Raw genomic sequence first — 26,382 nt, forward strand, 5'->3', positions numbered from 1 at the left:
CCACCAAACCGCTGGCTCTCTGCAAGACGATGCGCAAGAGCTACTATTCCTTATCACAGCCGCAATATACATATAAGGCGATTATATGCAAAAAACGGCAGCGATGTCAAGTCCATAGGCCGTCTGAATACGCTTTAGGCTCTTCGCCGCCGCCCGCACCTGAACATACGGATTAGCTTTCACATAAAATGGAAAAGCTAGAAATACACAAGCGACGCCGGGCGATTGACGGACTTGCCCTTAAGAAGCGATTCGTCCGCTTCGCTCGCATCCAAGCCGGAGCATTGCTTGCCGCACATTCATCCGATTCGAGGTGTACGTCCCATGACAGGCATCGTTAACGGCATTGCGCTCGCCCTCCCCTTATGGGGAATTATATTCGCGATCGTGAAGCTGATCATAAATATGTAGCTTATGCACGCGTCGCAAATCTTCGTGACGCCCCTGCTACTTCCGCGCCACGAAGAACGCTCTTTGCGTCGTCTCCGTGACCGATTTCCATAAGAAATCCGCATAGCAATCGACTTCCTTGAACCCGGCGGAAAGCAGCTGCCGCTTCAGCCAGTCCAGCGGGTACGCCCTCTGCACGTGAACCTCGTCCACCCGGCGAAAGCGTTCCTCCCCGGCGGCTTGCCGAGCTTGATCCGCTCCTGCCGCCTCCTGCACGAAGATCGTCAGAGCATGCTCGATTTCACAGCGTTCTTCGTCCAGCTCGCTGGTCCAAATATAGGCGATATCGTCTTCATTCAGGAAAAACGGCTGTTCCTCCGCATAAGCCTCCAGCTGGTAAGGCGTATGGACGTCGAACACGAACAAGCCGCCGTCCTTGAGCCCTGCGTATGCGCTGGCGAATGCCTCCGTTATGTCTTGCTCTTCAAGCAAATAATTCAGACAATCGCATAACGAAATGACCGCATCGACCGGCTTCAGCAAGCTCCAGTCCCGCATATCCTGCTGCAGCCAGGTCACTTCGCCCTTGCCGGAAAACGGCCGCTCCCGCTGCGCTTCAGCCGCTTTCTGCTGCGCGACGGCCAGCATGTCTTCGGACAAGTCGATGCCGTATACCGCGTACCCCTGCCGGGCTAGCGGAATCGCGATGCTGCCGGTACCGCAGCCCAGATCGGCGATTTCCTGCGGATGCCCGTACTTGTCCCAGCAGCGGCCCAGGAAATCGAGCCATTGCGGATAAGGCATTTCTTCCATCAATCGGTCATAATGGTACGCAAACAATTCATAGGCCACGGCTATCAACATCCCTTTATGTAAAATGCAAAAACCGGCATTCCCGTCCTTCTCCGCCATTCCTCCTAGGTGGCAAAAAAGTCCCGGGATTGCCGGCAGCAGCAGCGTCTTCCGTTATTCCCCGGTCTGCTGGTCTTGTTCCTGCTTCAAGTGCGTCCAGCTTCCTTGCTGGTACACCAAGCCTTCCTTCATCAGCTTGCCGATCGCCCGTTTGAAAGCCGATTTGCTGATCTTAAACCGTTGAAAAATAAGGTCGGCCGGGGTTTCATCGGAATACGGCATCGACCCGTTAGGGCGTTCCTTCAGAAATTGAAGCAGCCGCTCCGCATCCTCGTCGCGCCCTACTTCCTTAGGCGCCCGCATCGTGCAGTTCACTTTACCGTCGTCGCGAACATAGCTGACTCGCACCTCGACCTGCTCGCCGAGACGAAGCAGCCTCGTCCGTTCCGAGGCGTGAATCATCCCGATCGCCCCGAATCCCAGCACGCCGCCCTCGCACACGACGAAGGTGCCGATCTGAAGCGTCTTGTACACTCTGCCCTTAACCAAAGTGTTCTTCCAGCTCGTCGGAGCGTGAAAACATAGCGGCTGCAAGTCCGGCTCTCCGGCCAGCTTGGCCACCAGCCGCCCCTGCCGGTCATGAGCCAGCAGCACGAACACTTTGTCGCCGACCTGCGGTCTCAGCTCCGGCAGCTCGGGAAGCTCGCGGAACGGCAGCAGCAGATTGCGGCCGAGCCCCATCTCCAGGAAGCAGCCGAAGCGGCGGTGGATGTCGACGACCTCCAGCAGCGCCACTTCGCCGAGGCTGATGAGCGGAGTGCGCATCGTTGCCGCGAGCCGGTCTTCCGTATCGAAGAACAGGAATACGTCGACCTGCTGTCCGACGGCAACTTCCCCTTCGAGTTCACTGTAATGAAGCAGAACGTCCTGAGCCCCATCGGTCAAAAAATAACCGTGGGGCGATACTTCTCTCGCTACTTCAAGCTTAACCCGGGTTCCCGCTTCCAATCTCATACTTGTTCAACCACTTTCGCGTCGGACCACAGCCGTTCGATATTGTAATACTCCCGGTCATCGCGGTGGAATACGTGAGCCACGACATCGCCCATATCGACAAGCACCCAGCGTGCCGTATCCATTCCTTCCATACCGCGCAAGCGCGCGCCCTTCTCCTCGGCCTTTTTGCGAATTTCGGTTGCGATCGCTTGCACCTGCGTCTCCGAGTTGCCGTGACAAATGACGAAATAATCGGCAATCAAAGAGATCCCCTGCAGATTCAAAGTCACCACGTTCATCGCTTTCTTGTCGTCAGCCGCTTCTACTACAAGGGCCATCAGTTGTTCCGGGGTTATGCTCATTCATGTTCCTCCTCTTTCTTTTTCACCGTTTCATCCTTCTATTATACAATATCCGCCTAAGACGATATGGGTTCCGCTTTACCCGACGATTTCTTCGATCAGGCTGTTGCGCGCGATGACCGTCAGCGGATATACCTTTTTCCCTTTGTCCAGCAAAAACCGGATCGTGCCGTCAAAACCGGCAATGAGTGCCTTCTCTACACTATGTTCGGCGATTTCGCGGATATTATTCACGCCCGGAAAATCGCGCCCCGGCTCGATATAATCGGCCAAACAGACGACCTTCTCCAGCAGCGACATGCCCGCCCGGCCCGAGGTATGGTATCGTACGGCGTTCAATATCTCCTCATCGTCGATCCCGTAATCACGCTTGGCTACGAAAGCGCCCGCGGCGGCATGCCACAGTTCCTTGTCGTAGTCCAGCAGATCGGCGGATAATCCGTTGTCGCGGATGACATCCTCCTGATCCTTGACCGGCCAATACTTGCATACATCGTGGAGAATCGCCGCCAAATAAGCCTTCTCCGGATCGCAGCCGTACCTGCGCGCTAGCATGACCGCCGTCTCCATAACGCCGAGCGTATGCTCCCACCGTTTGGAAGGCATCTGGGCTTTGACCGATTCCATCAGCTGTTTACGATCCATAGATACGGTTCACCTCAATATAATCATTTACGCTGTCCGGGACCATATACCGTACAGGCAGCCCCCGGCTCAGACGCTCGCGGATGTTTGTGGAGGACAGCTCCATTAAGGGCATCTGCGCCATGACGAGCGCCTCGCGGACTTCTGCGGGCAGGCTGGAGATCTCCACGTCATAGCCGGGCCGCTGCAATCCGATAAACGAAACGAGCTGCACCAGCTCGCCAATTTTATACCACTTGGGTAAATATTGCACCATATCCGCGCCGATAATGTAATAAAAATGAATGCCGGGATATGTCTGCGTCAGCAGTTTGACCGTATCGATGCTGTAGGAGACTCCGCCTTTTTTCAGTTCCAGGTCGACCGGCTTAAAGCGCGGATTGCCTTCTACCGCCAAAGCGACCATCTCCCACCGCTGCCGCGCCGAAGCGCCGGGAGCCTCGCTCTTATGAGGAGGAACGTTCGTCGGCATAAACCATACTTCGTCCAGCTTCGCCTGCTCGCACGCGCTTTGGGCCGCTATCAAATGACCGGTATGAATCGGGTCGAAGGTTCCTCCCATGATCCCAACCTTCATAGCTACACCTCTTTCGCGACAATTATCGGCCTCTCTCCCGGTCAGACCGGCAGCTCGATCTTCTTGTTGTCACGGGATTCCTTATACAGGACGATGATTTTGCCGATAACCTGCACAAGCTCGGCACCCGCTCCTTCGGCCAATTGCTGCGCCACTTCGCTGCGGTCCTCCATACAGTTGTTCAGCACGGTCACTTTAATCAGCTCGCGCACCTCCAGCGCTTCCTCGATATGGCGGATCAGGTGGTCGTTGACGCCGCCTTTGCCTACCTGGAAGATCGGATTCAAATGATGCGCCATTGAACGCAAATATCGTTTTTGTTTGCCTGTTAGCATGATGATTGCCTCTATTCTACTGTATTATTTCTTTAAACGAACGACTGCTCGACGACCCGGCGCATCGCCGCGATCGGCGCAGGCACGCCGGTCCAATATTCAAATGCGTATGCGCCCTGATAAATAAACATGCCTAAGCCCGGATGAATTCGCGCCCCTCTGGCCTCCGCTTCGCGAAGAAACCTCGTGACAAGCGGGTTGTACACGGTATCGCTGACGACGACCCCGCTGCGGATCAGCGACGCGTCCATCGGCACGCTGTCTACGTTAGGATGCATCCCCGCCGGCGTAATGTTGACAATTAAGCTTACTTCGCCCGCCGCTTCGCCCGCCTGCTCCGAGGAGAGGCCGGTCGTTCCCGTGAACTCCGATAGCGAGGCGGCAAGATCGACCGCCTTCTCCGGATTGCGGTTAGCGATGTATATATGCTTTGCCCCCTCCTTCGCCAGCGCGTAGCCGACGCCGCGAGCCGCGCCTCCGGCCCCGAGAATGAGCACCTTCTTGCCGGAGAGCTCAATGCCGGTCTCTTCCTTCAGCGAACGGACGTAGCCGATGCCGTCGGTGTTGTAGCCCGTCAGCTTGCCGTTATCGTTGACGATCGTATTGACGGCCCCTATAACCCGGGCGCCTTCGTCAATCTCGTCCATGTAGTCCATCACTTCCACCTTGTGCGGAATCGTGACGTTGACGCCGCGGAACTGCAGCGCCCGAATACCTGCCACCGCATCCTTCAGCTGTCCCGGTAAAATATGAAACGCCGCGTAAGCAGCGTTGATTCCCGCTTCCTCAAAAGCACGGTTAAGCATAATCGGCGATTTGGAGTGACGAATCGGATCGCCGAAAACGCCGTACATAATCGTGTGACTGTCCAATTTCCCCATAGTTTCAACCCGCTCCCGCTTCCATATTGGCGTTGGCGCAAGCCGCTCGGCCGCGGACCGTGCGGCTTCCCGGCGCGCATCAAATCATCGATTCCCTGACGGCGACCTTCACTCCGCGCGGCGCGTGAATGACCAGATCCGCTCCGGCATCGCTGTTCGCCTTCACCCAGCCAAGGCCCGAAATCGAAACGTCGTACAGCTTCCCTTTCGGAATCCGTACCGTATGCTTGACCAGCTTCGGCAGCAGCTCAAGCTCTTCCCGCGCCGGAGGAGCCAGCATCTCGCCTTTATGCTCCTCATACAGCTCATCGGCCCTCTCCAGCTTCGTCCGGTGCACGTTAAGCGCATTGGAGACGTAGAAGGTGAACGATTGCCGCGCTCCCTGCACGAAGTCGAACCGGGCCAGACTGCCGAAGAACAGCGTCTGCTGCTCGTTGAGCTGGAATACCAGCGGCTTGAGCGGCCGATCCGGCATCACTTTTTGCAAATCCCGCTTGCTGACAAGCTCCGTCAGCCGATGCTTGTACACAATGCCCGGCGTATCGATAACGAACGTGCCGTCGTCCAGCGGAATTTTGACCAGATCGAGCGTCGTGCCCGGGTACTGGGAGGTTGTCAGCTCGGCATCGAGATCGCTGTAATCGCGGATCAGCCGGTTGATCAATGTCGATTTGCCGACATTCGTCGCCCCGACCACATAAATATCGCGGCCGTCCCGGTGCTTATCCAGCGCTTCGACGACACGCTCGAAGCCCATATTTTGCTTGGCCGAGCAAAGAACGACTTCGACGACCTTCAAACCGAATTCCTTCGCTTGTCTTTGGACCCAATTGACGATTTTATTGTAATTGGTCACTTTCGGCAGCAGGTCGATTTTGTTCACGGCGAGCACGACCGGATTATTGCCGACAAAGCGCGGCAAGCCGCTGATCAGACTGCCCTCGAAATCGAAAATGTCGACGATGTTCACGACGAGCGACCGGGTGGTCCCTACATGGCTCAGCAGCTTCAGGAAATCGTCCTGATCCAGGGTGATGCCGGAAACTTCGTTATAGTTTTTAATGCGGAAGCAGCGCTGGCAAATGACCGGCGTCCGGCTAAGCGCTTGCTTCGGGACGTACCCGAGCGCGCTTTGGTCTTCCGTCTGAAGCTTGACTCCGCAGCCTGCGCAGGCCGCTTGGTCCAAATGGGTTTCTGTCATGGTGTACCTACTTTCTTATCCAAGTTAAAGCGGCTTTTTCCAAATTCCGGTTAACGACCTTCGTGAAAAAGCCTTCGTCTTTGCGCGCAATCGGCAGTACGAGAATCGTATACAGCCCCATCCGGTTGCCGCCGAGCACATCCGTCATCATCTGATCGCCAATGACCACGGTTTGCTCGGGACGCAAATTCATCAAATGCATCGCCTTATGAAAAGCCGCGCGGGTCGGCTTCTTTGCCCGGTAAATAAAAGGAAGCGACAGCGGTTCGGCGAACTGGCTGACGCGAAGCTTGTTATTATTCGATACGATAATAACCTGAAAGCCGATCTGGCTGACGACCTTGAGCCAATCGATGAGCTCCGGCGTCGCAAGCGGCGCCTTGGCGCCCACCAGCGTATTGTCCAGATCCGTAATGATGCCGCGCTTGCCCTGCTTCCACAATTCATTCAGATCGATATCGTAAATCGTATTTACCTGCAGTTGCGGAACTAGCTTTTTTAGCAAAAACATTCACCTCTAGGAACGAGCATATATACGCAAACTATACCATATTTGTCCTTTTTGTTGCAAAAGAATACAGTGACCTACAGCGCGCCGCGCTTCGATTCGTTCTCCTATACCAAAAAAAGCACCCGAGCAAGTCGGATGCAGGCTGTTACGATTCGTCCATTTCCCTTTTCAGCGCCATCAGGTCTTCCAATCGCGAAGGCTCTCTCCGGAAATATTCGACCAGCGTTTCGATGCAGGTGATCGAATCCCAGCTGAGATGATGCTCAATGCCTTCTACATCTTTATAGATCGTATCTTCCGATACGCCGATCAACGTTAAAAACTGTTCCAATAATTGATGCCGATCCACCAGTCTCTTTCCCATTTTTTGCCCTTTGGATGTCAATACGAGACCACGGTATTTTTCATACACCAAATAATTGTCTTTATCCAATTTTTGGATCATTTTCGTCACAGAAGAAGGATGAACTTCCAACCCTTCTGCGATATCGGACACGCGCGCGTACCCTTTCTCGTCGATGAGCTTGTAGATCCTCTCCAGATAATCCTCCATGCTCGGTGTAGCCATACGCTTTCCTCCCGTACATCATCAAACCATGGCGCAAATCCGCTGAATTCTTGCCCGTCCATATATGAAGAGACAAGCGCTTCTCCAAGGTGCATTTTCCACGTGTGAGCAGAAGCATTCTGGATCAAACTATGGTCGTTATAAGCGCCTTTTACTATAACACAGCCGGGTTATCGAAGCAAGTCAAGTCATGAAATTGTACCAAGGCCCGCATGAAGGAGGAATCGGCATGGCGGTCGCAACGGAAAGTCCCGCGACGCGGCAGACGGAAGTGTTCGTACCGGAGCTCGTTTATTTCGAACCCGATGCGCTGAATTACCCGAAAGGGCAAAAAATATGGCAATGGGCCAAAGAGCAAGGCCTTCCGATTCATATGACCACCTCGCATAACCGGATTACCAACCTGCCGGGAGACAGCGATCTGGAAAAATACCGCATCGCCAAAAGAACGCTTGTCGTAGGCATTCGAAAAACGCTGAAGTTCGATACGTCCAAGCCTTCGGCGGAATATGCGATCCCGATCGCCACCGGCTGCATGGCGCACTGCCACTACTGCTACCTGCAGACGACGCTCGGCGCGAAGCCGTATATTCGTGTCTATGTCAACACCGACGATATTCTTCAAGCCGCCAAGCGTTATATTGACGAGAGAGCTCCGGAAATCACCCGATTCGAAGCCGCGTGCACATCCGATCCTGTCGGTTTGGAGCATATTAGCGGCTCGCTCAAAGAGCTGATCGAGTTTATGGGGCGTGAGCCGCTCGGCAGGCTTCGTTTCGTGACGAAATTCCATCACGTGGAGCCGCTGCTCGACGCCAAGCATAATAAGCATACGCGGTTTCGCTTCAGCGTCAATGCGGATTATGTGATCAAGCATTTCGAACCGGCGACCTCCAGCTTCCGCGAACGAATTACCGCCGCGGGCAAAGTGGCCCAAGCTGGCTATCCGCTCGGTTTTATTGTCGCGCCCATTATTTGGCATGAAGGCTGGGAAGAAGGATACCGCGAGCTTCTGGGCAAATTAAAAGAGGCGCTTCCCGAAGAAGCTACCTCTGATTTGACCTTTGAGCTGATCCAGCACCGCTTTACGAAAACGGCCAAAAACGTCATTTTGCAGCGTTATCCGAAAACGAAGCTGGAGCTTGACGAAACGAAACGCAAGTACAAATGGGGACGCTGGGGCCAAGGCAAATATGTATATCCCGACGAGCAGGCTACGGCGCTGCGCGAGTTTATTACGGAGCAAATTTTCGAGAAATTCCCCAGCGCAACGATCGATTATTTTACCTAACCGTTTTAAAACTTCAAGTAGTCGGGGGTAATCTGATTCAGCCATATGGTGATGCGGGTCATTTGATCCGTATATAGCAAAATCGCCATCAAGATCATCAGCCCCCCGCCCGCTTTCATGATGCTGCCCGAATACCGCAATATCCATTTGGTCGTTCCGATGAAAAAGGCGAGTACGAAAAACGGAATCGCGAAGCCGAGCGAATACGCCGTAATCAGCGGCAGCCAGGAATCGGGATTCGTTGCGGCCAACGCCAAAATCGCCGATAAAATCGGCCCGATGCACGGCGACCAGCCCGCCGCGAAGCCCATGCCGATCAGCACCGAGCCGACATAGCCCGCAGGCTTGAACTTCCACTGCAGCTTGCGTTCCTTCATCAGCCATTGCGGCTGAAAAATGCCGACCAGAAACAATCCCATCGCAAAAATTAAAATGGCAGCGATCTGCCGAAGCAAGTCTTTAAAATCGATGAAAAAATTCGATACGAGTCCTGCGCCCCAGCCCAAGCTGTAAAAAATGATCGAAAATCCGACGATAAAACAAAGCGTATGCAGCACCGTCCTGCTGCGCACTCCGGCTTCGCCGCCGGCATTTTTCAATTGGCTGACGGACACGCCCGTTATGTAGGATAAGTAAGACGGATAGAGCGGCAAGCAGCAGGGGGAGATAAACGAAGCTACGCCCGCCCACAGCGCGATCCACATATTGATTTCCATGCCTGAACTCCTTTCTTCCGGAGCCTTATAAACGCAAACCCCGTTTCACGAACATGCTGATGATCAACAGGCCGATCAGGAACAAGACGATCGTCGCCCCCGGAGCCAGACTCCATACGCCCGCGGCGACCAATCCACCGACGACCGCAATCTCCGAAAACAGCACGGCCCAGAACAGCGAGTTGCGGAAGCTGCGAGCTACCAGCAGACTGCAGGCGACCGGGATGGTCAGTAAGGACGAGACCAGCAGCGCGCCGACGATTTTGATCGCGACCGTAATGACGAGCGCCGTCAGGATCGTAATCATCATGTTATAAAATTTGAGCGGAAGACCGCTTACCCCGGCCGCATCCTCGTCGAAAAACATCAGAAACAGCTCCTTGTAGTTGACCAGGATGACGCCGACCACAATGACGGTCACCGCCAGAACGACCCATAAATCTCCCGTATCGAGCGTATAGATGCTTCCGAAAAAGTAGCTCATCACGTTAATGTTAAAGCCTTTGCCGAGCGTAAACAGCAAGGTCGCCAGCGCCACGCCGCCGGACATAATGATCGCTATCGACAGCTCGGCATACGTTTTGTACGCTTTACGCAGCCATTCGATGGCGAAGGAAGCCAATACGGCGAACAGCAGCCCGACGCCGATCGGGTACACATTGAGCAGGAAGCCGAGCGCGATGCCGGCAATCGATACATGCGCGAGCGTATCGCCGATCATCGACAGCCTGCGCAGCACCAGAAACACTCCCATCATAGGAGCCGCCAAACCGATCAACAAGCCTCCCAATAATGCCCGTTGAAAAAAATACTCTGTAAAAATATCCACCTGATTCTCTCCTAGCTTCAGCTTACACCCGTTTGATCAAGACAACACTTCGATTTGCTCCCGCAGCTGCTGAATCGAGTGGGTCAAATTCGTTTCGCTGCAATTTTCCGGCGCATGGGTATGCTTGACGTAAAACGAAAGCGTTCCGCTCTTCTGTACGGGTTCGCTTCCAATATAAGATTGTACCATATCCATGTCGTGGGAAACCATAATAAACGTAATATGGTGATGCTGATGCATATGGCGGATCATCCGGAAGAAACCGGCCTGCGTTTCCGCGTCGATGCCGACCGTAGGCTCGTCCAGTATGAGCAGCTCCGGGTTGTTGATAAGCGCACGCGCCAGAAAAACCCGCTGCTGTTGGCCGCCGGACAATTGGCCGATCCGCCGGTCCGCCAAATCCTCGATGCGCATGACGTAGAGCGCGTCCTCGCATTTCTGCTGGTCGGCTTTGCTCATGCGGCGGAACATCCGCTTCTTGCCGTACAAGCCGGACATGACGACCTCGCGCACCGTGGCCGGGAACAGCGGATTGAACGCATTTTTTTGCGGGACGTAGCCGATCCTCTCCCAGTCGCGGAAGGAGGAGACAGGCTCGCCGAACAGACGGATCTCGCCTTGCGTAGGCTTCAGCAGCCCGACAATCATTTTGAGCAGCGTCGTTTTCCCCGCTCCGTTAGAGCCGATCAAGCCGACGAAATCGCGCTCCAGCACGGAGAAATTAAGTTTTTCTATCACTTTTTTATTTTCGTAGAAAAAAAAGACGTCATCAATCGAGACAATGCTCCGATGACATCCTGCATTCACTTGGTCCATAGCTGCAAGCTCCTTTTATCGCAGGTCTTACTTCTATTGTAATGCTTTTATTAAATTATTCAAATTGCTCTCCATCAGAGAGATATAATCGGCTCCGGCCTTCGCCTGAGCATCGGTCAGCCCTTCGATCGGGCTCAGCACCAGCGTCTCGACCTTGGCGTCCTTCGCCAGCGTCTTCGCCAGCCGGTCGGATACGAGCTCTTCGAAGAAAATGTATTGGATGCCGTTCGTGCGGATAAACTCGTTGATCTCCTTCAAATCCTTGGAAGTCGGCTCGGAATCGGGCGACAAGCCCATGATCGCCTTCTGCGTAAGGCCGTATTGCTTGGCCAAATAGGCGAACGACTGATGCGTGACGACGATGTCCTTCTTCGGCGTTTTGGCCAGCGCTTCTTTATATTTGGCGTCCAGCTGATCGAGCTGCGCCGCGAATTTCTCGTAATTGGCCTCGTAGTCCGATTGCCCCGCAGGGTCCGTTTTCACCAGCTGATCCTTAATATTGAGCGCAATCTTCTTGGCGTTGACCGGACTCAGCCATACATGGGGATCGTACTGCGATTCGTTGTGAGCTTCCTTATTCTTTGCGTCATGATCGTGATCGTGGTCTTCTCCGGATGACGCCAGCAGCTCCACGCCCTTGCTTCCTTCCACGACAGCGACCTTCGAGTCTTTCGGCAGACTGCCCAGCGTATCGTTCACCCAGCCTTCGAATCCGGCGCCCAAATAAACGAACATTTGCGCTTTGGACAAGTTCTGCATGTCCCGGCTCTTCGGTGTCCAGTCATGCGGCTCGACGCCCGTCGGCACCAGATTGATGACGTTGACGCGGTCGCCGCCGATCTTTTGAGTGAAATCGTACAGCGGATAAAAGCTGGCTACGACGTTGACCTTGCCGTTCATGAGTGTTGCCTGCGATTTGCCGCAGCCGGCCAGCATTATCATCGTAAAAAATGCGAGTAAAACGGGTAAAACAACTTTTTTATTACGCCATTGCATAAATATAGTTCCCCCTGCTTGTAAATCGTAAACTTTTTTATTAGACGAATTCGATTATACGTCCGTCCTCCCTGCCGTGTCAACAGTTAATAATGTTTACGATTAACCGCTCGCAAATATGCCGGATTCAAGAAATGGCCTCCGCCATAACGCAAATAAAGCATCCGTCCCTCCGGCCCTAAGACCGGTGAAACGGATGCTTTCATTGTAAAGGTGAAAAAGTTCGCCGCGGACAGCTACTCGACGCGCACCGCCTGCATTTGCGCTTTGATGCACAGCTCGGCGGCCTTGAAGGCATGCTCCTGCGTCATCGCCTTCTCCGTGCGGTTAATGCAATCGAGGATCAGCTGGCCGAAGAACGGATAGCCGACTTGACCTTTCAGGGAGAAATGCTGTTCGCCTTCTTTATTGACCAGATACAGATGGTCGCCCTGCGGATCGCGGGCAATATCGATATATTTGCGCAGCTCGATATAGCCGTCGGTGCCCAGAATCGTCATCCGGCCGTCGCCCCATGTGCCGAGGCCGTCCGGAGTGAGCCAGTCGACGCGGAAATAGTTCGTCGCGCCGTTATCCGCCACAAGGGTAGCGTCGCCGAAATCTTCAAGCTCCGGATAATCCTTGTTATTGTAGTTGGCGATTTTGCTGTGCAGCACCGTCGCGTCCTTCGCCCCGGTGAAGAACAGGAATTGCTCGATCTGATGGCTTCCGATATCGCACAGAATGCCGCCGTATTTGTCGTGCTGGAAAAACCATTCCGGTCTGGACGGCGCGTTCAGCCGATGCGGACCAAAGCCGATCACTTGAACTACGCGGCCGATCGCGCCCTGCTCGATCAGCTGGCCTGCAAACACCGCGCTCTCGACGTGCAGACGCTCGCTGTAATAGACCATATACTTCTTGCCGGTTTCCTTCGCCTTCGCTCTTGCTTGCTCCAGCTGCTCCAGCGTCGTGAACGGAGTTTTGTCGGTGAAGTAGTCTTTGCCGTGATCCATAACGCGAACGCCGAGCGGACCGCGCAAGGACGGCACCGCCGCCGCTGCGACCAGCTTGATCGAAGGATCGTTCAAAATCTCCTCTTCGGAAGCGGCCGCTTTGGCTTGAGGGAACTTCTTGATGAAAGCTTCCACCTTCGCCGGGTCCGGATCGTACACGGCGACAAGATCGGCTCCCGCTTCGACCAAGCCGTTACACATCCCGTAGATGTGACCGTGATCCAAAGCCATCGCGGCAAAGGCGAATTCGCCTTGTCCGACCACCGGATTCGGTTTGCCTTGCGGCGCGTAATTCATTCCGTCTTTGGTTTGCATAGATTAAGCCTCCTGTTAAAAGAGTCATAGATTATTCATAGCATATGTTAACGTGAACAATCCTCATTTTACCACAGATCCGTTAGGAAGTGCATCAGAAATTGTCGCCAAAGTCAATTGATCTCCGTGCGATGCGGCGAGAATCATTCCCTGCGACAGTTCGCCGCGCAGCTTCACCGGCTTCAGGTTCGTCACGCAGATCACTTTGCGGCCTACGAGCTGCTCCGGCTTATAAAATTTGGCGATGCCGGAGACGACCTGGCGCTGCTCGTACCCGAGGTCGAGCTGCAGCTTCAGCAGCTTGTCGGCGCCCTTCACCGGCTCGGCGGCCAGCACCTCGGCGACGCGCAGATCGACCTTGAAGAAATCGTCGATCGAGATTTCCTGAACGCCCTCCGGCGCCTCCGGCTTGGATGCGTCCGCAGCGACCGCCGCTTGGCCGGCAGCTTCCGCCGGCGCGGGAGCCGCTCCTCCGCCCATCGCTTGGGCGATATAAGCCGTCTCCTTCTCCGCTTCCAGCCGCGGGAACATCACTTCGCCTTTTTCGACGCGGGTGCCGCTAGGCAGCGTGCCGAACTTGTGAATCGTATCCCAAGCCGTCGGCGCCCCTTCCTGAATACCGAGCTGCTGCCACATCTTGCGCGGCGTCTGCGTCAGGAACGGCTGCAGCATCACCGAGACGATCCGCAGCGACTCGGCCAGGCAGTAGAGCACCGAGCCAAGCGTGTCGCGCTTGCTCTCGTCCTTGACCAGCGCCCATGGCTGCGTCTCGTCGATATATTTGTTCGTGCGGCTGACCATTTGCCAGATCGCGCCGAGCGCTACGGAAAACTCCATTTTCTCCATAGCTTCTTCCACTTTTTGAACCGCCGCGCTGATCGTATCCAGCAGAGCGCCGTCGAATTCGGTCGCTCCTGCGATATAAGGCGGTACGCTGCCGCCGAAATACTTGTCGATCATAACGACTGTGCGGCTCAGCAGATTGCCGAGGTCGTTGGCCAGGTCGAAGTTGATCCGCTCGACGAAGCTTTCCGGCGTGAACGTCCCGTCGGAGCCGAACGGCACTTCGCGCAGCAAATAGTAGCGAAGGGCGTCCAAGCCATAACGGTCGATAAGCGTTACCGGGTCGACCACGTTGCCTTTGGATTTGGACATTTTGCCGTCCTTCATCAGCAGCCAGCCGTGGCCGAACACCTTCTTCGGCAGCGGAAGATCGAGCGCCATCAGCATAATCGGCCAATAGATCGTATGGAAACGGACGATTTCCTTGCCGACCAGATGGACGTCGGCCGGCCAGAACGTCCGGTATTTGCTGTCGTCGCCGCTGCCGTAGCCGAGCGCCGTAATATAGTTGGACAGCGCGTCGATCCATACGTAAATGACATGCTTCGGATCGTTCGGCACCTTCACGCCCCAATCGAACGTCGTCCGCGATACGGCCAAGTCCTCCAGTCCCGGCTTGATAAAGTTGTTGATCATCTCGTTTTTGCGCGATTCCGGCTGAATGAAATCCGGATTGTCTTCATAATACTTCAGCAAGCGGTCGGCATATTTGCTCATCCGGAAGAAGTAGCTCTCCTCCTTGATCAGCTCGACGGGCCGCCCGCAGTCCGGACACTTGCCGTCGACCAGCTTGTTTTCGAGAAAGAACGATTCGCAAGGGGTACAATACCAGCCTTCGTAAGTGCCCAGATAAATGTCGTCCTGCTCGATCAGACGGGCGAATATTTTCTCGACCGATTGCTTGTGCCTTGGTTCGGTCGTCCGAATGAAATCGTCATAAGAAATGTCCAGCTTGCTCCACAGCTCCTTGATACCGGAGACGATGCCGTCGACGAACTGCTGCGGCGTCACGCCTTTCTCCTGCGCCTTGCGCTCGATCTTCTGGCCGTGCTCGTCGGTGCCCGTCAAATACATGACGTTATAGCCGCGCAGCCGTTTGTAACGGGACATTGCATCGCCGGCCACCGTCGTATAGGCATGGCCGATATGCAGTTTGTCGCTCGGATAATAAATCGGGGTCGTAATGTAAAACGATTGTTGTTCCTTGGTCATGGGAATCGCTCCTTTTTTCTTTGTACAAATAAAAAAAAGCCTCGTCCATCTTGGGACGAGAGCTTGTGCTCACGCGGTACCACCCAACTTCCCCCGGCTTTCGTACCGAATGATACGATAGCTCAAGGCTCAGCAGTCATAACTTGCGACTTTCCGTTAACGCCGGAACAGCGAAGAGGGCTTGCCCGTACGGCACTCGTCCGATTCCGCGCTCGCCTTCCTGTCCTCCCGGACCATCTTCCTATGCTTTCCGTCGACCGGCTCTCAGCTTCCCGGCTCTCTGTACGACCTCAGGCAAAGTACTCATCCGTTCATAGGGCATATTCTTTATGCAGTTAAGCCAAATATAGCGAAAAGTACTAACCTCTGTCAAGTCCGTACCAGGCGGCGCGATGCGGTTATCGCCCGCGATGTCCGGCCCGCCGCCGCACTCCGCTTCTATTCCTCTTGCGCCGCATCGTTCCGCGGCTTCTCCGGTTTGCGTTCCGGCTCGGGAACATAATCGATGCCTCCGGGATGAAACGGATGGCATTTGCATATTCGTTTGACGGCGAGCCAGCTTCCTTTGACCGGCCCGTGCAGCTCCAGCGCATCGAGCGCATATTGCGAGCATGTGGGGTAAAACCGGCAAGTAGGCGGCTTCAGCGGCGAAATAAACTTCCGGTAAAAGCGCACGCCGCCCTGCAGCACTCTTTTCATAGCAATCGCCCTCCGATGGGTAAGCGGTCTTACTTCGTATGATGCCCGATCGGAGGACGGGAGTCAAGCTTACTTCTTCATGGCCGAAACGTCCTTCTCAGCCCCTTCCTGGGCTTCCCGCAGCGCGCTGACCGGATTCGTGCCGCCGGAGACGATCTGTGCAAAGGCCGTGTTCATCCGCTTGGCTATCGCATCGTCATACTTGGTGACGTAAGACGGCCGGGCTCTCTCCTTGGGGAAAAATGCGCCGACGTTTTTCCCTTTGAAGTTTCTCCCGCTTGCAGCATCGGACAGCTGCCCGAACGCTTGAACGACCTCGGGAGTGCGGACGATCGGCAGGGTGCCCGCCTTCGATATTTTCATCTGGTATTCATCGGACGTTAACGCCTCAAGAACCTCGAACGCCTGCTGCTTATGCTTGCTCGTGCTGGAAATGTTCATATACGTGCCGTAATCCTGCGATCCGATGCCCGGCGCTTCCTTGAAGGTCGGCATGCTGACCATATCCCAGCTGTCGAAATCCCAGCGCCCGATCTGATACGCCATCATCGCCACATTTTTCTCCTTCGCGAACATATCCGTCGTCGCTTTCTCATTGCCGGGAATTTGCGCAAAGCGGGTGAAGTTTTCCATGAACAGCCTGAAGCGGTCGTCCGACACCTGAACGCTCTGCGAATCCGGATTGTAATAAGACAGCGACAGCTGGTTCGTATTGTACATGAACGGGTAGCGCGTAGCGAATCCGTAGTAGGACGTTCCTGCATCCGTCCGCGTCAGCTGTTTGGCCAGCTCGTACGTTTCGTCCCAGGTCATGCCGTCCTTCGGATACGGAACGCCGAACTTGTCGAAGATGTCTTTGTTGTAAAACAGCGCCGTCGGAGCGCTCGCAACAGGAAAGCCGTAGACGCCGCCTCCGAATTGCTTCTGGAATTCGATCGCGTTAGGCACGAGCCGGCTCGTATCGTAGCGATTTTGCTTGATCAAATCGCCGATATCGTACAAAAGCCCCGTGTCGGCCAGCACCGGGAAGGAGAAGACGGAGCAGAGAATCAAATCGACGTCCTGCCCGGAAACAAGCAATTCGTTGGGTGTCGTCCCCTTGCCGGTGGCGATGAACTTGATCGTGACATAAGGGAATTTCTCCTTAATTTCTTTGCCGATATCGCTATCCATGAACGCCTCTGCCGTTGCGGTGGAGTTGGATGCGTTATAGACGACCAGCTCAACAGGCTCCTGGCTGTTCTGAACCGATGGCTTATCCGCCGCCGGAGCCGGCTCGGACGCATCCCCAGCCGAGCCGTTGCAAGCGGTTACAGCTAGGCATAAAAAAATAGCTGCAAGCGAAGCGGCTCCTTTTTTTCTATAACCGCTTCCGGACGATCCATCATACTCATTCCTCTTTTCCATAGCTATCCAAGTCCCCCTTTGAATTCGACGGCGAGGAGGCGGCACGGGCTTATCGCCCGGCCGTCCGCATTGTTCTCGTTGTCCGTCTGCATCTGTCGGCGAAGCCGCCTCCGCCCCTGCCGTCTCCTTGCTTCTTTATCTTCGTCGTTCTTGCAAGCTTGTTTCTCGTCCCGCCTTCATTCGGCCCGGCTTGCGTCCGCTCAGATCAGCTCAAACGGATCGTCAAGCTTGGCCAGCCATTGTCCCAGCTCCCGTTCCAACAGCAGCGCCGGCCCTTCCTTCGGAGCCTGGTCGAAGCGCAGCGGGTTCAATTGATACGGATCGCTCTCGTTATCGAAGCAGAGCCTGGTCAGGGCGACGTCGCCGAAGCTGCGCTTGGCCACATAGGTGTACCGGTGCGTGCGAACGCCCCGCCAGCCGTAAGCGTTGATCTCCACCCCTTGTTCCCTCGCCTTCAGGTGCTCGTCGACGCCTCCCGGATAATGGCATATGAAGGCCGACGCAGGCTCGTTGCCTCCTTCTCCGAGGAAAACGGCGGAGCAATCGGTCCCCTGCACCTTCTCCGGTACCGGAACGTTCATCAGCCCGAGCAGCGTAGGCACAAGATCGGGGCTGTTCAGCAAACAATCGCTGCCGCCGGAAGGAATGCGCCCCGGATAACGGATAAAGAACGGAATGCCGATCGATTCCTCGTACCATACGTTCTTATGCTCCAGCCAGCCGTGCGAGCCCATCATTTCCCCGTGGTCGGACGTCAGTACGACAATCGTATCATCCGCGAGCCCTTCTTCTTCAAGCGCAGCGAGCAAACGGCCGAACTGGTCGTCCGTCGCCGTCACCGCGGCGTAATAATTGCGCAGATGCTGCTCCGCTTGGGCCAGCCCGTCGCCCCATACGTTCGGACGGTATTTCACCGGCTTATCGGCATACATCGCTTTATAGCGTTCCGGGACCTGCTCGAACGGCTGATGCGGCGGATTCCACGACACGAACAGGCAGAACGGCTGATCCGGATCGCGCCTGCGGATATAATCGATCGCCACGTTCGTTTCATGCTCGGTCGACCAGACGTTCGGCTCGATCATCTGCGGCGTATCCTGCCAATAATGCGGATGCATATGACGATCGTAGGCGTTGTAGGAATACCAGAAATCGAAGCCGAACCTGCGCGGGCCGGGCGGTATGTAGGCATCCCAATGGCGAGCACCCGAAGCCGGCTCGGGCTCTTGGGACTGCTCCGGCACATCGAGATGCCATTTGCCGATATAGCCGGTTTGGTAGCCCGCTTCCTTCAGCACGCTTCCGATCGTCAGCTCATCGTCGTTCAGCTTGATCGGCAGCCCCAGCTTGCAGTTGCTCGTCACGCCCGTCGATAGCGGATAACGGCCCGTCAGCATAACGGAACGATTGGGCGAACAAAGCGGAAAACAGCTTATCGCATGATTCAGCGTCAAACTTTCCCCGGCGAACCGGTCGATATTCGGCGTGCTTACTTCATCCTCGTTAAACAAGCCGACGGCCTGTCTTCTCCATTGATCGGGGAATACGAACAACAGATTCGGTTGTTTCTTGTTCATTTCTCATCGTCTCCATACTGAGTTGTCTTGTGGTCCCGACCCCTTGCGGCCGGCGCCGCCTCCGCCGGAGACGGAGGTTGCCCGGCTAACCCTGCGCATGCTGCGCAATCAAGCGGTTTAATTGCTCCCGTTTGGCGAGCAGCCATTCGGCGGAACGCGGATACTCGCTGAACGTGATCGGCTGTTCCAGATCTTCCTCCAGCAGCGCGACGACGCGTTCTTTGCCGATATAGCTTTCGAGCAGCTGCAGCGCCCGCAAGTCCTGCAGCGCTTCATAGAACACTTCCATGCGAATCGATTCGATCGGCCCTTCCTCGCCTGGATAGACGAGGAACGCATCCCCGGAAGGGAAAGAATGGTTCGCGTCCGTATTGACGAACGGATTGATCGGCTTCCTTGAATACTGCGAAAACCAGAAATTGTATCCCCAATGCAAAAATCCTTCGGCGTCGAATTTGTACAGCTGCATGCCGATAATCCGGTTTCTCGCCGACGGCATATTAAAAAACCGATTCGACACGAGATTGCGCTGCGATACGCAGTAGTACGTCCAGAGAGGCTTAACGCCGTTTTCTATAAAAGGCTCGATATGGTTGCTGGCCGGAATCGGCCGCTCGACCAGCCCTTTCTCATAAAACGCATAATCCGACAGCGCGTCGATAATCGGAAATCCTTGCAAATGCTTGCGCGTAAACTCGCTGATCTTCCGATACTGCTCCATATCGGCCATCCGCGGTTCGTCCGAGTTATGGAAGAAGCTTCTTTGCTCCAGGCCGTTATCGCGGATAAACCCGACGAGCTCGCGCAAAAACTGCTCCAGAAAACCGCGGTAAGCCTCGCCGTTCGCATCCGTATCCCAGCCGAAAATCCGCTTGTATTCACCGTCAACGTCAGCCATAATCTTGGGCGCATGCTTCGCCCCCCACTGAGTAAACAGATGGGAGAATTCGAAGTAGCGGATTCCCCGCTTGCTGCACAGCTCGACCCAGCGGCGAAGCTTATCGAAGCCGAAGCGGTAGGACGAGCCGGTTTGCTCCACATCGACGAGCTGAACCGTAGGACGCTCTCCTCCGACGGCGGTATCGAGCGGAGGCGTGAACACCGGCGTCAGGATCATATTCACCCCATGGCGCACCGCCGTATCGACATATCGGTCGATCAGCTCCCAATGCCGTTCGGAAAATACTTCCACCCCATACTGCACCGCCAGACAGTCCGTATGGAACCACTCCGTATGAATCAGCTTTTGCTCCGGCAGCTTGGCGCCGATAATCTCCAGCACCATTTTCTCCGACGCCAGACATTCCCCTTGCTCGTTATCGAACTGGACCTCGATTTCATACTGGCCGGCCGCTTGACTTCCGTCCAGCGAAACGGTGACCCACAGAGCCCGCCATTGGCCGGGGAACAACGTCAGTCCCTCCTGCTCGTCGATCGGGTAAAGCGGGTCCGGATACAGCCCCGGCGTCGTGCGCAGCACATGGCGGTCGGCGTCATGCATCCAGGGCAGCTCGGAAGGCGCCAGGCCTACCGTACGGACCGAGATCGCTTCCGCCAGCTCCGACCGTACGCTGACCCGCACCGCTTTCATCAACGACGGCGAACGGTAAGCAATTTGATAGGCATACGTTTCATTGCTGAATGCGCTTGCTTTTTTCAAAAGAGGATCGATCGCCTCTTCGTCGGCAAACACTTTGGACAAAGAGCTAATGACTACGGTTTTCAATAAATTCGACAACCTCTCTTCCCCCTCGCTGTATCCATTGGTCAAGCTGCAGCCGAATAAGCCGAGGCATGCGGCCCTGCGCTTCATCCGCCGATGCCGGGGTTCGCTGCAGCGTTGCAATGTTAGATTAATAAGAACGTATTCATTTGTCCATAAGCGAAATTTCTCCGCATATGCGAGATTTGCCCTATAGCGCCCGGCGCGGGCTAGGCATGTGCCAGGCTCGGGCTAGGCGTGGGAAATTCGCGGCATCGGCATCGGTTCCTTGCCCAGCTCGGCCCAGATGTACCGGAGCATCAGCTCGGCTTTAAGCTCTTTGCACGACGGTTCGTCCCACAGATTATGCCGCTCTTCTGGGTCCGTTTCCAGGTCGAACAGCTCGCCGTAGGTTTGGTTATAGTAAACGGTTATTTTATACCGCTGGTCGACGTACGTTTTCTGATGAATCGTCGTCGGCTCATGATGAAATTCGCAAACGATATGCTCCCTTGCGCTAAGCTGCGGATTCGCCCATACGGCGCTTTGATCGATTCCGGTCATCGCGGGAGGGACAGGCAGTCCCGCCATCGACAAAAACGTCGGAGCCAGATCGACGAGCGATTGCATCGAATCCGACGCGGCGCCGGCAGGCACGCGCCCCGGGTAGCGGACGACGAACGGCACGCGGATCAAATCCTCGTAATGAAAGCCCCCTTTGGCCTGGAGTCCGTGATGCCCGAAAAAGTGGCCGTGGTCGGTCGTAAAAATAACAATCGTATCCTCGCTCAGCCCGAGCTCGTCAAGCTTGTTCAGGATCGAGCCGATGTACCGGTCCATGAAGCTGATCATCCCGTAGTAGACGGCAACCGCCTTTTTGCGCTCCGCCTCCGTCATCCGAACGTGAGAATGATAGCCGTGGATGCCGAAGCCCGTCTCCTTGTAAGCGGAGAAATCCGGCTCCCGCTCCTGGGTCATGCCGAAGTGCGGCGGATTGTGTTCATGTTCTCCCGGCGCGCCCTCGGGTATCGTGAGCAGATCGGGGTCGTACATATCGCACCACGGTTCGGGTGCCAAATAAGGCGGATGCGGGTCCGGGAAGCTGGCCCACAGGAAGAACGCGTCGTCCTGCTCCTTGTACTGCTGCAGCAGCGCGTTCGTCCGCTCGGCAATCCACGTATTGTAGTGATACCGCTCCGGAATCGGCCAATGAAACTGCTCGTTTGCATCCATCGTTCCGATCGGCGGGGTGAAGTAATCTCTCCAGTTCGCGCAGCCGTTCTCCTCCAGCCACAGCGCGTAATGCTGCCCGACCAACCATTCGTTCGCATGGTTGCGCAGCATCTCCGTGTGCTCGAAGCCGTAATACGGGCCTGTGAAATCCCGCCAAAAAGCGAAATCATGCAGCTTCTCGCGCCCCTCCAGCGAGGAATATTCCTCCGTCGAACCGATGGGATGAAAATGCGCCTTCCCGATCAGCGCCGTCCGGTAACCGCCCTCGCCGAGCAAATCTCCGACCGTCACGCGGTCCTCCAGCAGCTTTGTCCCCAATGTCCAAGCGCCGTGCTGGCTCGGGTACATCCCCGTCACGATCGACGCTCTCGTAGGCGTGCAGGTCGGATTGGGACAATAGGCTCTGCCGAAAGTCGTGCCCTCGCTCACAAGCCGGTCCAAATTCGGAGTTTGCAGCTCCGGATTGAACGCTCCTATCGTATTCCAATGCTGCTGATCGCTTGTTATAAGCAAAATGTTAGGCCTGCGCTTGCTCATGCCTTTCTCACCATCCAGACTTGTTATTTTGTATATTCTACTTCTTACTATATAAGTTTAAACTCTTTAAATACAATGGCATGGTGTAACAATTATTTTGCATTTTGTATATTACCTTAATCAAATCCCGACCGCGCTTCCGCGAATGTCAGGCGACAAAAAAACCTTCCGCTGCTCCTTGAGGGAGGGAAGCGGAAAGCTTCAAATTATGGCTTTTATTCCGTTTCATATCACCCGGCGCAATCGTGACGCCGGCCGATCGGTTCGGTTATTTTAAGACCGGGTCAGCTGCTCCACGATCCAATCCAGCTCCGCATCGAGGGAGATCGGATCGTTAAACAGCGAGGAACGCGGGTCGAGCTTAAATACTTTGTTATTTTTGACGGCGGGAAGTCCCTTCCAGACGGCACTTCCGTATACGACCTCCGGATCGGCGTTGTCTCCCGACCAGGCGCTTGTGAAAATATAATCTCCGGCATAGTACGGCAGCATTTCGAGCGACAGGTTGGCGTAGCCTATGCCGCTGTCGATCGCTTCCTTCTGGATCGGCTGGGGCGCCTTCAGCTTAAACTCGCCGTAGATAATTTCGCCGCCTCTGGCATAGTTGTGTCCGAAGGCATAAATGCCTTTGGCATACGGCTGCAGGATCGACACCGTCTTGTCTCCGACGGCCGCCTGCACCTTCGGCTTGGCTTCGGCAATTTTTTTATCCCAGGCGGCAATCCATTCATCCGCTTTGGCCTCGCGGCCGGTCAATTGGCCGAATTCCTTCAATTGGTCCCGGAACGTTTTCTTCCCGTACGGGATCGGAATCGTCGGCGCGATTTTGCCGAGCTGCTCAATATTGTCCGCGGCTGCGTACGTAACAATCAGATCGGGCCTCAGCTCCAATATTTTTTCCAGCGACGTGCCTTCGCCTAGATTTTCGATTCCGTCAAGCTTGCCTTGAAAATAGGCGTTGGTAAAAGCATTATCCGTTACGCCCACCGGTTTGATCCCGAGCACCAGAAAATCGCCGAGGTAGCTGTCCGCCAGCATGACGACCCGCTGCGGGTTCTTGGGAACCGTAATATCCCCGTTATCGGTATGATGCACGGCCGTTTCATTATCCTGCTTCGCTTCTCCTTGAGCCGATCCGGTATCCGGAGCTTTCCCGCAAGCCGTCAGCATGGCGGCAAGCAAAATCGCAAGGACGATCATATTTAGTTTCTTGGCTGCGCTCATTGTCATTGTAAATTCTCTCCTCTTACAGGTATTTCAATAATGATAATCATTATCACCGTAAGATTATAACATTACCGGACATCAATTGCATCTCCAAAAATACTGCCAAAAATAATTACGCCGAGCGAATCGCTCCAAAGCCAAAGACGAAAAAGCGGCGCCCATCGTCCGCCGACGATGAAGACACCGCTTTTCGCTTGCTTGTATGAACGTCTATTTGAAGGCTGGTTTGCCTTTGCCCGCCGTTCCTGCGAGGGCAACCTGCCCTCCTCCTCTAACCGCTTCGCGCGCGCCGTCGAGCCGCGGGTCGACATAGCGGACGAACCACTCGTCGAGCTCGGCCTTCAGTTCCGCCGCCCGTTCCCCGCTCGCTTCTCCGCCATGTTCCAAAAGATTGACGCGTTCATCGGGATCGCTCGCAAGATCGTACAGCTCATGAGGACCGTACGGATACCGGTGCACATATTTCCATTCGCGATTGCGAATCATCCTTACCGGTCCGTATTCGTCGAAGACGAAAATATGCTCCCGTTCCTTCATCGATTCGCCGCGCAGCAGCGGAGCGAAGCTGGCCCCCGGCAGGCCTGCGGCGCCGGGATGCTCGATCCCTACGTATTCGAGCAGAGTCGGCATGAAATCATAGCCGCTCAGCATCGCAGAGCACACCTCTCCTTCGGCCAGCGTGCCCGGATGACTGAAAATGGCGGGAACTTTGACCGAGGTGTCGTACATATTTTGCGGGAACGTTCCGTTGCCTTTGCCCCAGAAGCCGTGATGGCCGCAGTTAAAGCCGTTGTCTCCCATAAAGACGATCAGCGTGTTTTCCCTTAAGTCCTTCTCTTCCAGCTTGTCGATCAGCCTTCCAATCTGCGCGTCCATGGCCGTCACCGCGGCGAAGTACCCCTTCAAATTTTCGCGCCAATCGCTGCCCCACGGGGCGTCGGGAATCGTCCACGGATGAGCCGGCTCCTGCGGACACGACTCGAACGGGCAATCTTCGTACAGCTTGACGTATTCCTCCGGATGATTGCCGATCCATGGACTGTGCGGAGCCGTATAATGAACGCTCAAATAAAACGGCTCTTCCTCCGTCTGCCGATCCAAAAACTGCAGCGCATCGTCCGTAATCACCTCGGTCAAATAGCCGGGCTCGACGACAGGTTCACCGTTACGGATCATCGGCGCATTGTAGTACGGGCTGCCGCCGGATTGGTGAACGAACCAATGGGAGAAGCCTTTCTGCGGATGAATGCTGTCGCCGAGATGCCATTTGCCGCTCAAGCCGCAGCTGTATCCGCCTGCGGCAAGCAGCTCGGTATAGCCTGTCTGCCCGTGCAAATATTCGATAGCTCCCTCGCCCATGCTGCCTTCGCGAATCCAATCGTGCACGCCGTGCTGGGAAGGAATCCGTCCGGTCAGTAAAGTGGCCCGGGCCGGCGAACATACCGGCGACGTGCAGAAGAAGTTATCGAAACGAATCCCGGTTGCGGCGAGCCGGTCCAGGTTCGGCGTGCGAATCTCGCTGTTCCCGGCGCAGCCCATAGCCCATGCGCCCTGGTCGTCGGACAAAATGAATAAGACATTAGTACGATTCATCTTGGAAGTAGTCCTTTCATCGGATAAGATATGGATGATTCTAGCCTCACTATATCGTCATACCGCAGGCGGAACAATGGCTAAATGTGTCCTCGGCTTTGCATTTTGTAAGGTTATGAGTATACTGAAGAAAACATTCGGAAGTGGGACCCATGAAAGAATACACTCAGGAATATGCGGAAAATATGTATTTCACGCCCGACGAGACGGACATGTCGCTCGGCCTTTGGCTCGTTCGGCTGGGGCGCAACAAAACGAAGCCCAGCTATAACGCCGGCCCGAGGGCGACCGATCATTTCAGCCTTCATTTCGTCCAGCAAGGCTCCGTACTGTTTCAATACGAGAACAACATCGTCCAGCTGCATAAAGGAGACGTCTTCTGTCTATTCCCGCAGCGGATATACAGCTACAGGCCGGCCGATCCCGCCGTCCCGCTGGAGATGGCTTGGGTCGCCTTCGACGGAGATCAGGCGGCAGCCCTGCTCTCCATGATCGGGATTCACCCCGGGCAGCCTTACGCCAAGGGCGTAGGAACGACCGAGGTGGCGCTTACCTTGCAGCACTTCTGGTCGGCGGGCGCGCTTCGTCCCGGCCGGACGAGGCTGCGCTTTCTGAGCCTGCTGTACGAGCTTATCGATTTGCTGGACCAACGTCCTGAAGCGGACGGCTCGCCGAAGCACCGGCAAAAAGACTGGGTCAAGAAAAGCCTCGACTATATGAACACTCATTATTCGGAACCTATCGATGTCAACCATATTGCGCAGCATGCCGGCATTCACCGGACGTATTTTTCCAAAGTGTTCACCCAGCATCTGGGCATTTCTCCGCTCAAATATTTAATGAGGCTGCGGATGAACAAAGCGATGCAGCTGCTTAGAGAAACCGGCTTGACGGTTACCGAAATCGCTTTAAGTCTCAGCTATTCGGATACGGCTACGTTTTCGCGCGCGTTCAGCCTTTATTTCGGCGCGTCTCCGTCTTACTGCCGCAAGCATAGCTCGGCTCTCCCGCAACCGGAGCTGGAACAAGATCTCCCCGCAAGGTGAGGCCTTGACTTCGCTTTCCTTGCAAAAAGA

26 protein-coding genes and 1 other annotated feature (1 of these 27 running past the window's edge) are annotated in these 26,382 nt (G+C 55.2%); of the genes, 3 read left to right on the forward strand and 23 right to left on the reverse strand.

All coding sequences use genetic code 11. The features are described from left to right. Positions 1-66, reverse strand: a binding site (T-box leader); it reaches 207 nt to the left of the window's first position. Positions 67-234: 168 nt separating this feature from the next. Then, on the forward strand, positions 235-411 hold the full coding sequence (locus N0M98_RS00145; RefSeq protein WP_259616581.1) for a hypothetical protein: 177 nt from the start codon (positions 235-237) through the stop codon (positions 409-411). A 36-nt stretch (positions 412-447) separates the two neighbouring features. Here N0M98_RS00145 and N0M98_RS00150 read toward each other — a convergent pair whose 3' ends face one another. From N0M98_RS00150 to mntR, 10 genes are all read right to left on the reverse strand, one after another. Then, positions 448-1,254, reverse strand: a complete 807-nt coding sequence (locus N0M98_RS00150; RefSeq protein ID WP_259616863.1) for a class I SAM-dependent DNA methyltransferase — start codon at positions 1,252-1,254, stop codon at positions 448-450. Positions 1,255-1,356: 102 nt separating this feature from the next. Beyond that, positions 1,357-2,256 (reverse strand): CvfB family protein, encoded by a 900-nt coding sequence (locus N0M98_RS00155; protein WP_259616582.1) that lies wholly within the window; start codon positions 2,254-2,256, stop codon positions 1,357-1,359. Next, positions 2,253-2,600, reverse strand: coding sequence for a ribosome silencing factor (gene rsfS, locus N0M98_RS00160; protein WP_259616583.1), 348 nt, complete (start codon positions 2,598-2,600; stop codon positions 2,253-2,255). The genes N0M98_RS00155 and rsfS overlap by 4 nt, the downstream gene beginning before the upstream one ends. 78 nt (positions 2,601-2,678) lie before the next feature. Next, positions 2,679-3,245 carry a bis(5'-nucleosyl)-tetraphosphatase (symmetrical) YqeK gene (gene yqeK, locus N0M98_RS00165; protein ID WP_259616584.1) on the reverse strand — a complete coding sequence of 189 codons (567 nt, stop codon included), beginning with the start codon at positions 3,243-3,245 and terminating at the stop codon, positions 2,679-2,681. Then, the gene (locus N0M98_RS00170) at positions 3,235-3,822 is read right to left on the reverse strand and encodes a nicotinate-nucleotide adenylyltransferase (protein WP_259616585.1); all 588 of its coding nucleotides are present in this window, start codon (positions 3,820-3,822) and stop codon (positions 3,235-3,237) included. The genes yqeK and N0M98_RS00170 overlap by 11 nt, the downstream gene beginning before the upstream one ends. A gap of 41 nt (positions 3,823-3,863) precedes the next feature. Continuing rightward, a complete protein-coding gene (gene yhbY / locus N0M98_RS00175; protein ID WP_249862436.1) occupies positions 3,864-4,157 on the reverse strand; it encodes a ribosome assembly RNA-binding protein YhbY in 294 nt (97 codons plus the stop codon). 32 nt (positions 4,158-4,189) lie between these two features. After that, on the reverse strand, positions 4,190-5,038 hold the full coding sequence (locus tag N0M98_RS00180) for a shikimate dehydrogenase (RefSeq protein ID WP_259616586.1): 849 nt from the start codon (positions 5,036-5,038) through the stop codon (positions 4,190-4,192). 79 nt (positions 5,039-5,117) lie between these two features. Next, entirely contained in the window at positions 5,118-6,239 is a 1,122-nt protein-coding gene (gene yqeH / locus N0M98_RS00185) for a ribosome biogenesis GTPase YqeH (protein ID WP_259616587.1), read from the reverse strand. 7 nt (positions 6,240-6,246) lie between these two features. After that, the gene (locus N0M98_RS00190) at positions 6,247-6,744 is read right to left on the reverse strand and encodes a YqeG family HAD IIIA-type phosphatase (protein WP_249862433.1); all 498 of its coding nucleotides are present in this window, start codon (positions 6,742-6,744) and stop codon (positions 6,247-6,249) included. Between the two features lie 151 nt (positions 6,745-6,895). Next, positions 6,896-7,318 (reverse strand): transcriptional regulator MntR, encoded by a 423-nt coding sequence (gene mntR, locus N0M98_RS00195; protein WP_249862432.1) that lies wholly within the window; start codon positions 7,316-7,318, stop codon positions 6,896-6,898. A 229-nt stretch (positions 7,319-7,547) separates the two neighbouring features. Here mntR and splB point away from each other — a divergent pair, with 229 nt between their 5' ends. Next, on the forward strand, positions 7,548-8,609 hold the full coding sequence (gene splB, locus N0M98_RS00200; RefSeq protein WP_259616588.1) for a spore photoproduct lyase: 1,062 nt from the start codon (positions 7,548-7,550) through the stop codon (positions 8,607-8,609). Positions 8,610-8,614: 5 nt separating this feature from the next. Here the strand turns inward: splB and N0M98_RS00205 are convergent, their stop codons facing one another. From N0M98_RS00205 to N0M98_RS00265, 13 genes are all read right to left on the reverse strand, one after another. Beyond that, a complete protein-coding gene (locus N0M98_RS00205; protein ID WP_259616589.1) occupies positions 8,615-9,325 on the reverse strand; it encodes a cytochrome c biogenesis CcdA family protein in 711 nt (236 codons plus the stop codon). Between the two features lie 25 nt (positions 9,326-9,350). Continuing rightward, a complete protein-coding gene (locus N0M98_RS00210) occupies positions 9,351-10,154 on the reverse strand; it encodes a metal ABC transporter permease (protein WP_249862429.1) in 804 nt (267 codons plus the stop codon). 36 nt (positions 10,155-10,190) lie between these two features. Beyond that, entirely contained in the window at positions 10,191-10,970 is a 780-nt protein-coding gene (locus N0M98_RS00215) for a metal ABC transporter ATP-binding protein (protein WP_249862428.1), read from the reverse strand. A gap of 33 nt (positions 10,971-11,003) precedes the next feature. Continuing rightward, positions 11,004-11,966 carry a metal ABC transporter substrate-binding protein gene (locus tag N0M98_RS00220; protein ID WP_259616590.1) on the reverse strand — a complete coding sequence of 321 codons (963 nt, stop codon included), beginning with the start codon at positions 11,964-11,966 and terminating at the stop codon, positions 11,004-11,006. Between the two features lie 236 nt (positions 11,967-12,202). Then, positions 12,203-13,276 (reverse strand): Gfo/Idh/MocA family protein, encoded by a 1,074-nt coding sequence (locus N0M98_RS00225; protein WP_249862426.1) that lies wholly within the window; start codon positions 13,274-13,276, stop codon positions 12,203-12,205. 63 nt (positions 13,277-13,339) lie between these two features. Further along, a complete protein-coding gene (metG, locus tag N0M98_RS00230) occupies positions 13,340-15,331 on the reverse strand; it encodes a methionine--tRNA ligase (RefSeq protein ID WP_259616591.1) in 1,992 nt (663 codons plus the stop codon). Positions 15,332-15,769: 438 nt separating this feature from the next. After that, positions 15,770-16,030 (reverse strand): membrane protein insertion efficiency factor YidD, encoded by a 261-nt coding sequence (gene yidD / locus N0M98_RS00235; RefSeq protein WP_249862424.1) that lies wholly within the window; start codon positions 16,028-16,030, stop codon positions 15,770-15,772. A 69-nt stretch (positions 16,031-16,099) separates the two neighbouring features. Further along, positions 16,100-17,437, reverse strand: coding sequence for an ABC transporter substrate-binding protein (locus N0M98_RS00240; protein ID WP_259616592.1), 1,338 nt, complete (start codon positions 17,435-17,437; stop codon positions 16,100-16,102). Between the two features lie 200 nt (positions 17,438-17,637). Next, positions 17,638-19,014 (reverse strand): sulfatase family protein, encoded by a 1,377-nt coding sequence (locus N0M98_RS00245; protein WP_259616593.1) that lies wholly within the window; start codon positions 19,012-19,014, stop codon positions 17,638-17,640. Positions 19,015-19,099: 85 nt separating this feature from the next. After that, positions 19,100-20,752, reverse strand: a complete 1,653-nt coding sequence (locus tag N0M98_RS00250) for a DUF4091 domain-containing protein (RefSeq protein ID WP_259616594.1) — start codon at positions 20,750-20,752, stop codon at positions 19,100-19,102. A 216-nt stretch (positions 20,753-20,968) separates the two neighbouring features. Further along, positions 20,969-22,486, reverse strand: coding sequence for a sulfatase family protein (locus tag N0M98_RS00255; RefSeq protein WP_259616595.1), 1,518 nt, complete (start codon positions 22,484-22,486; stop codon positions 20,969-20,971). Positions 22,487-22,759: 273 nt separating this feature from the next. Continuing rightward, positions 22,760-23,716 carry an iron-hydroxamate ABC transporter substrate-binding protein gene (locus N0M98_RS00260; protein ID WP_259616596.1) on the reverse strand — a complete coding sequence of 319 codons (957 nt, stop codon included), beginning with the start codon at positions 23,714-23,716 and terminating at the stop codon, positions 22,760-22,762. A 207-nt stretch (positions 23,717-23,923) separates the two neighbouring features. After that, complete coding sequence (locus N0M98_RS00265) at positions 23,924-25,306, reverse strand: sulfatase family protein (protein WP_249862418.1); 1,383 nt, start codon at positions 25,304-25,306, stop codon at positions 23,924-23,926. A gap of 152 nt (positions 25,307-25,458) precedes the next feature. On the opposite strand from N0M98_RS00265, the gene N0M98_RS00270 reads away from it, so the two are divergent. Further along, the gene (locus N0M98_RS00270; RefSeq protein WP_259616597.1) at positions 25,459-26,352 is read left to right on the forward strand and encodes a helix-turn-helix transcriptional regulator; all 894 of its coding nucleotides are present in this window, start codon (positions 25,459-25,461) and stop codon (positions 26,350-26,352) included. The last annotated feature ends 30 nt before the right edge of the window (positions 26,353-26,382 follow it).

This window comes from Paenibacillus doosanensis (genome assembly GCF_025060755.1).
Taxonomy (GTDB): domain Bacteria; phylum Bacillota; class Bacilli; order Paenibacillales; family NBRC-103111; genus Paenibacillus_S; species Paenibacillus_S doosanensis.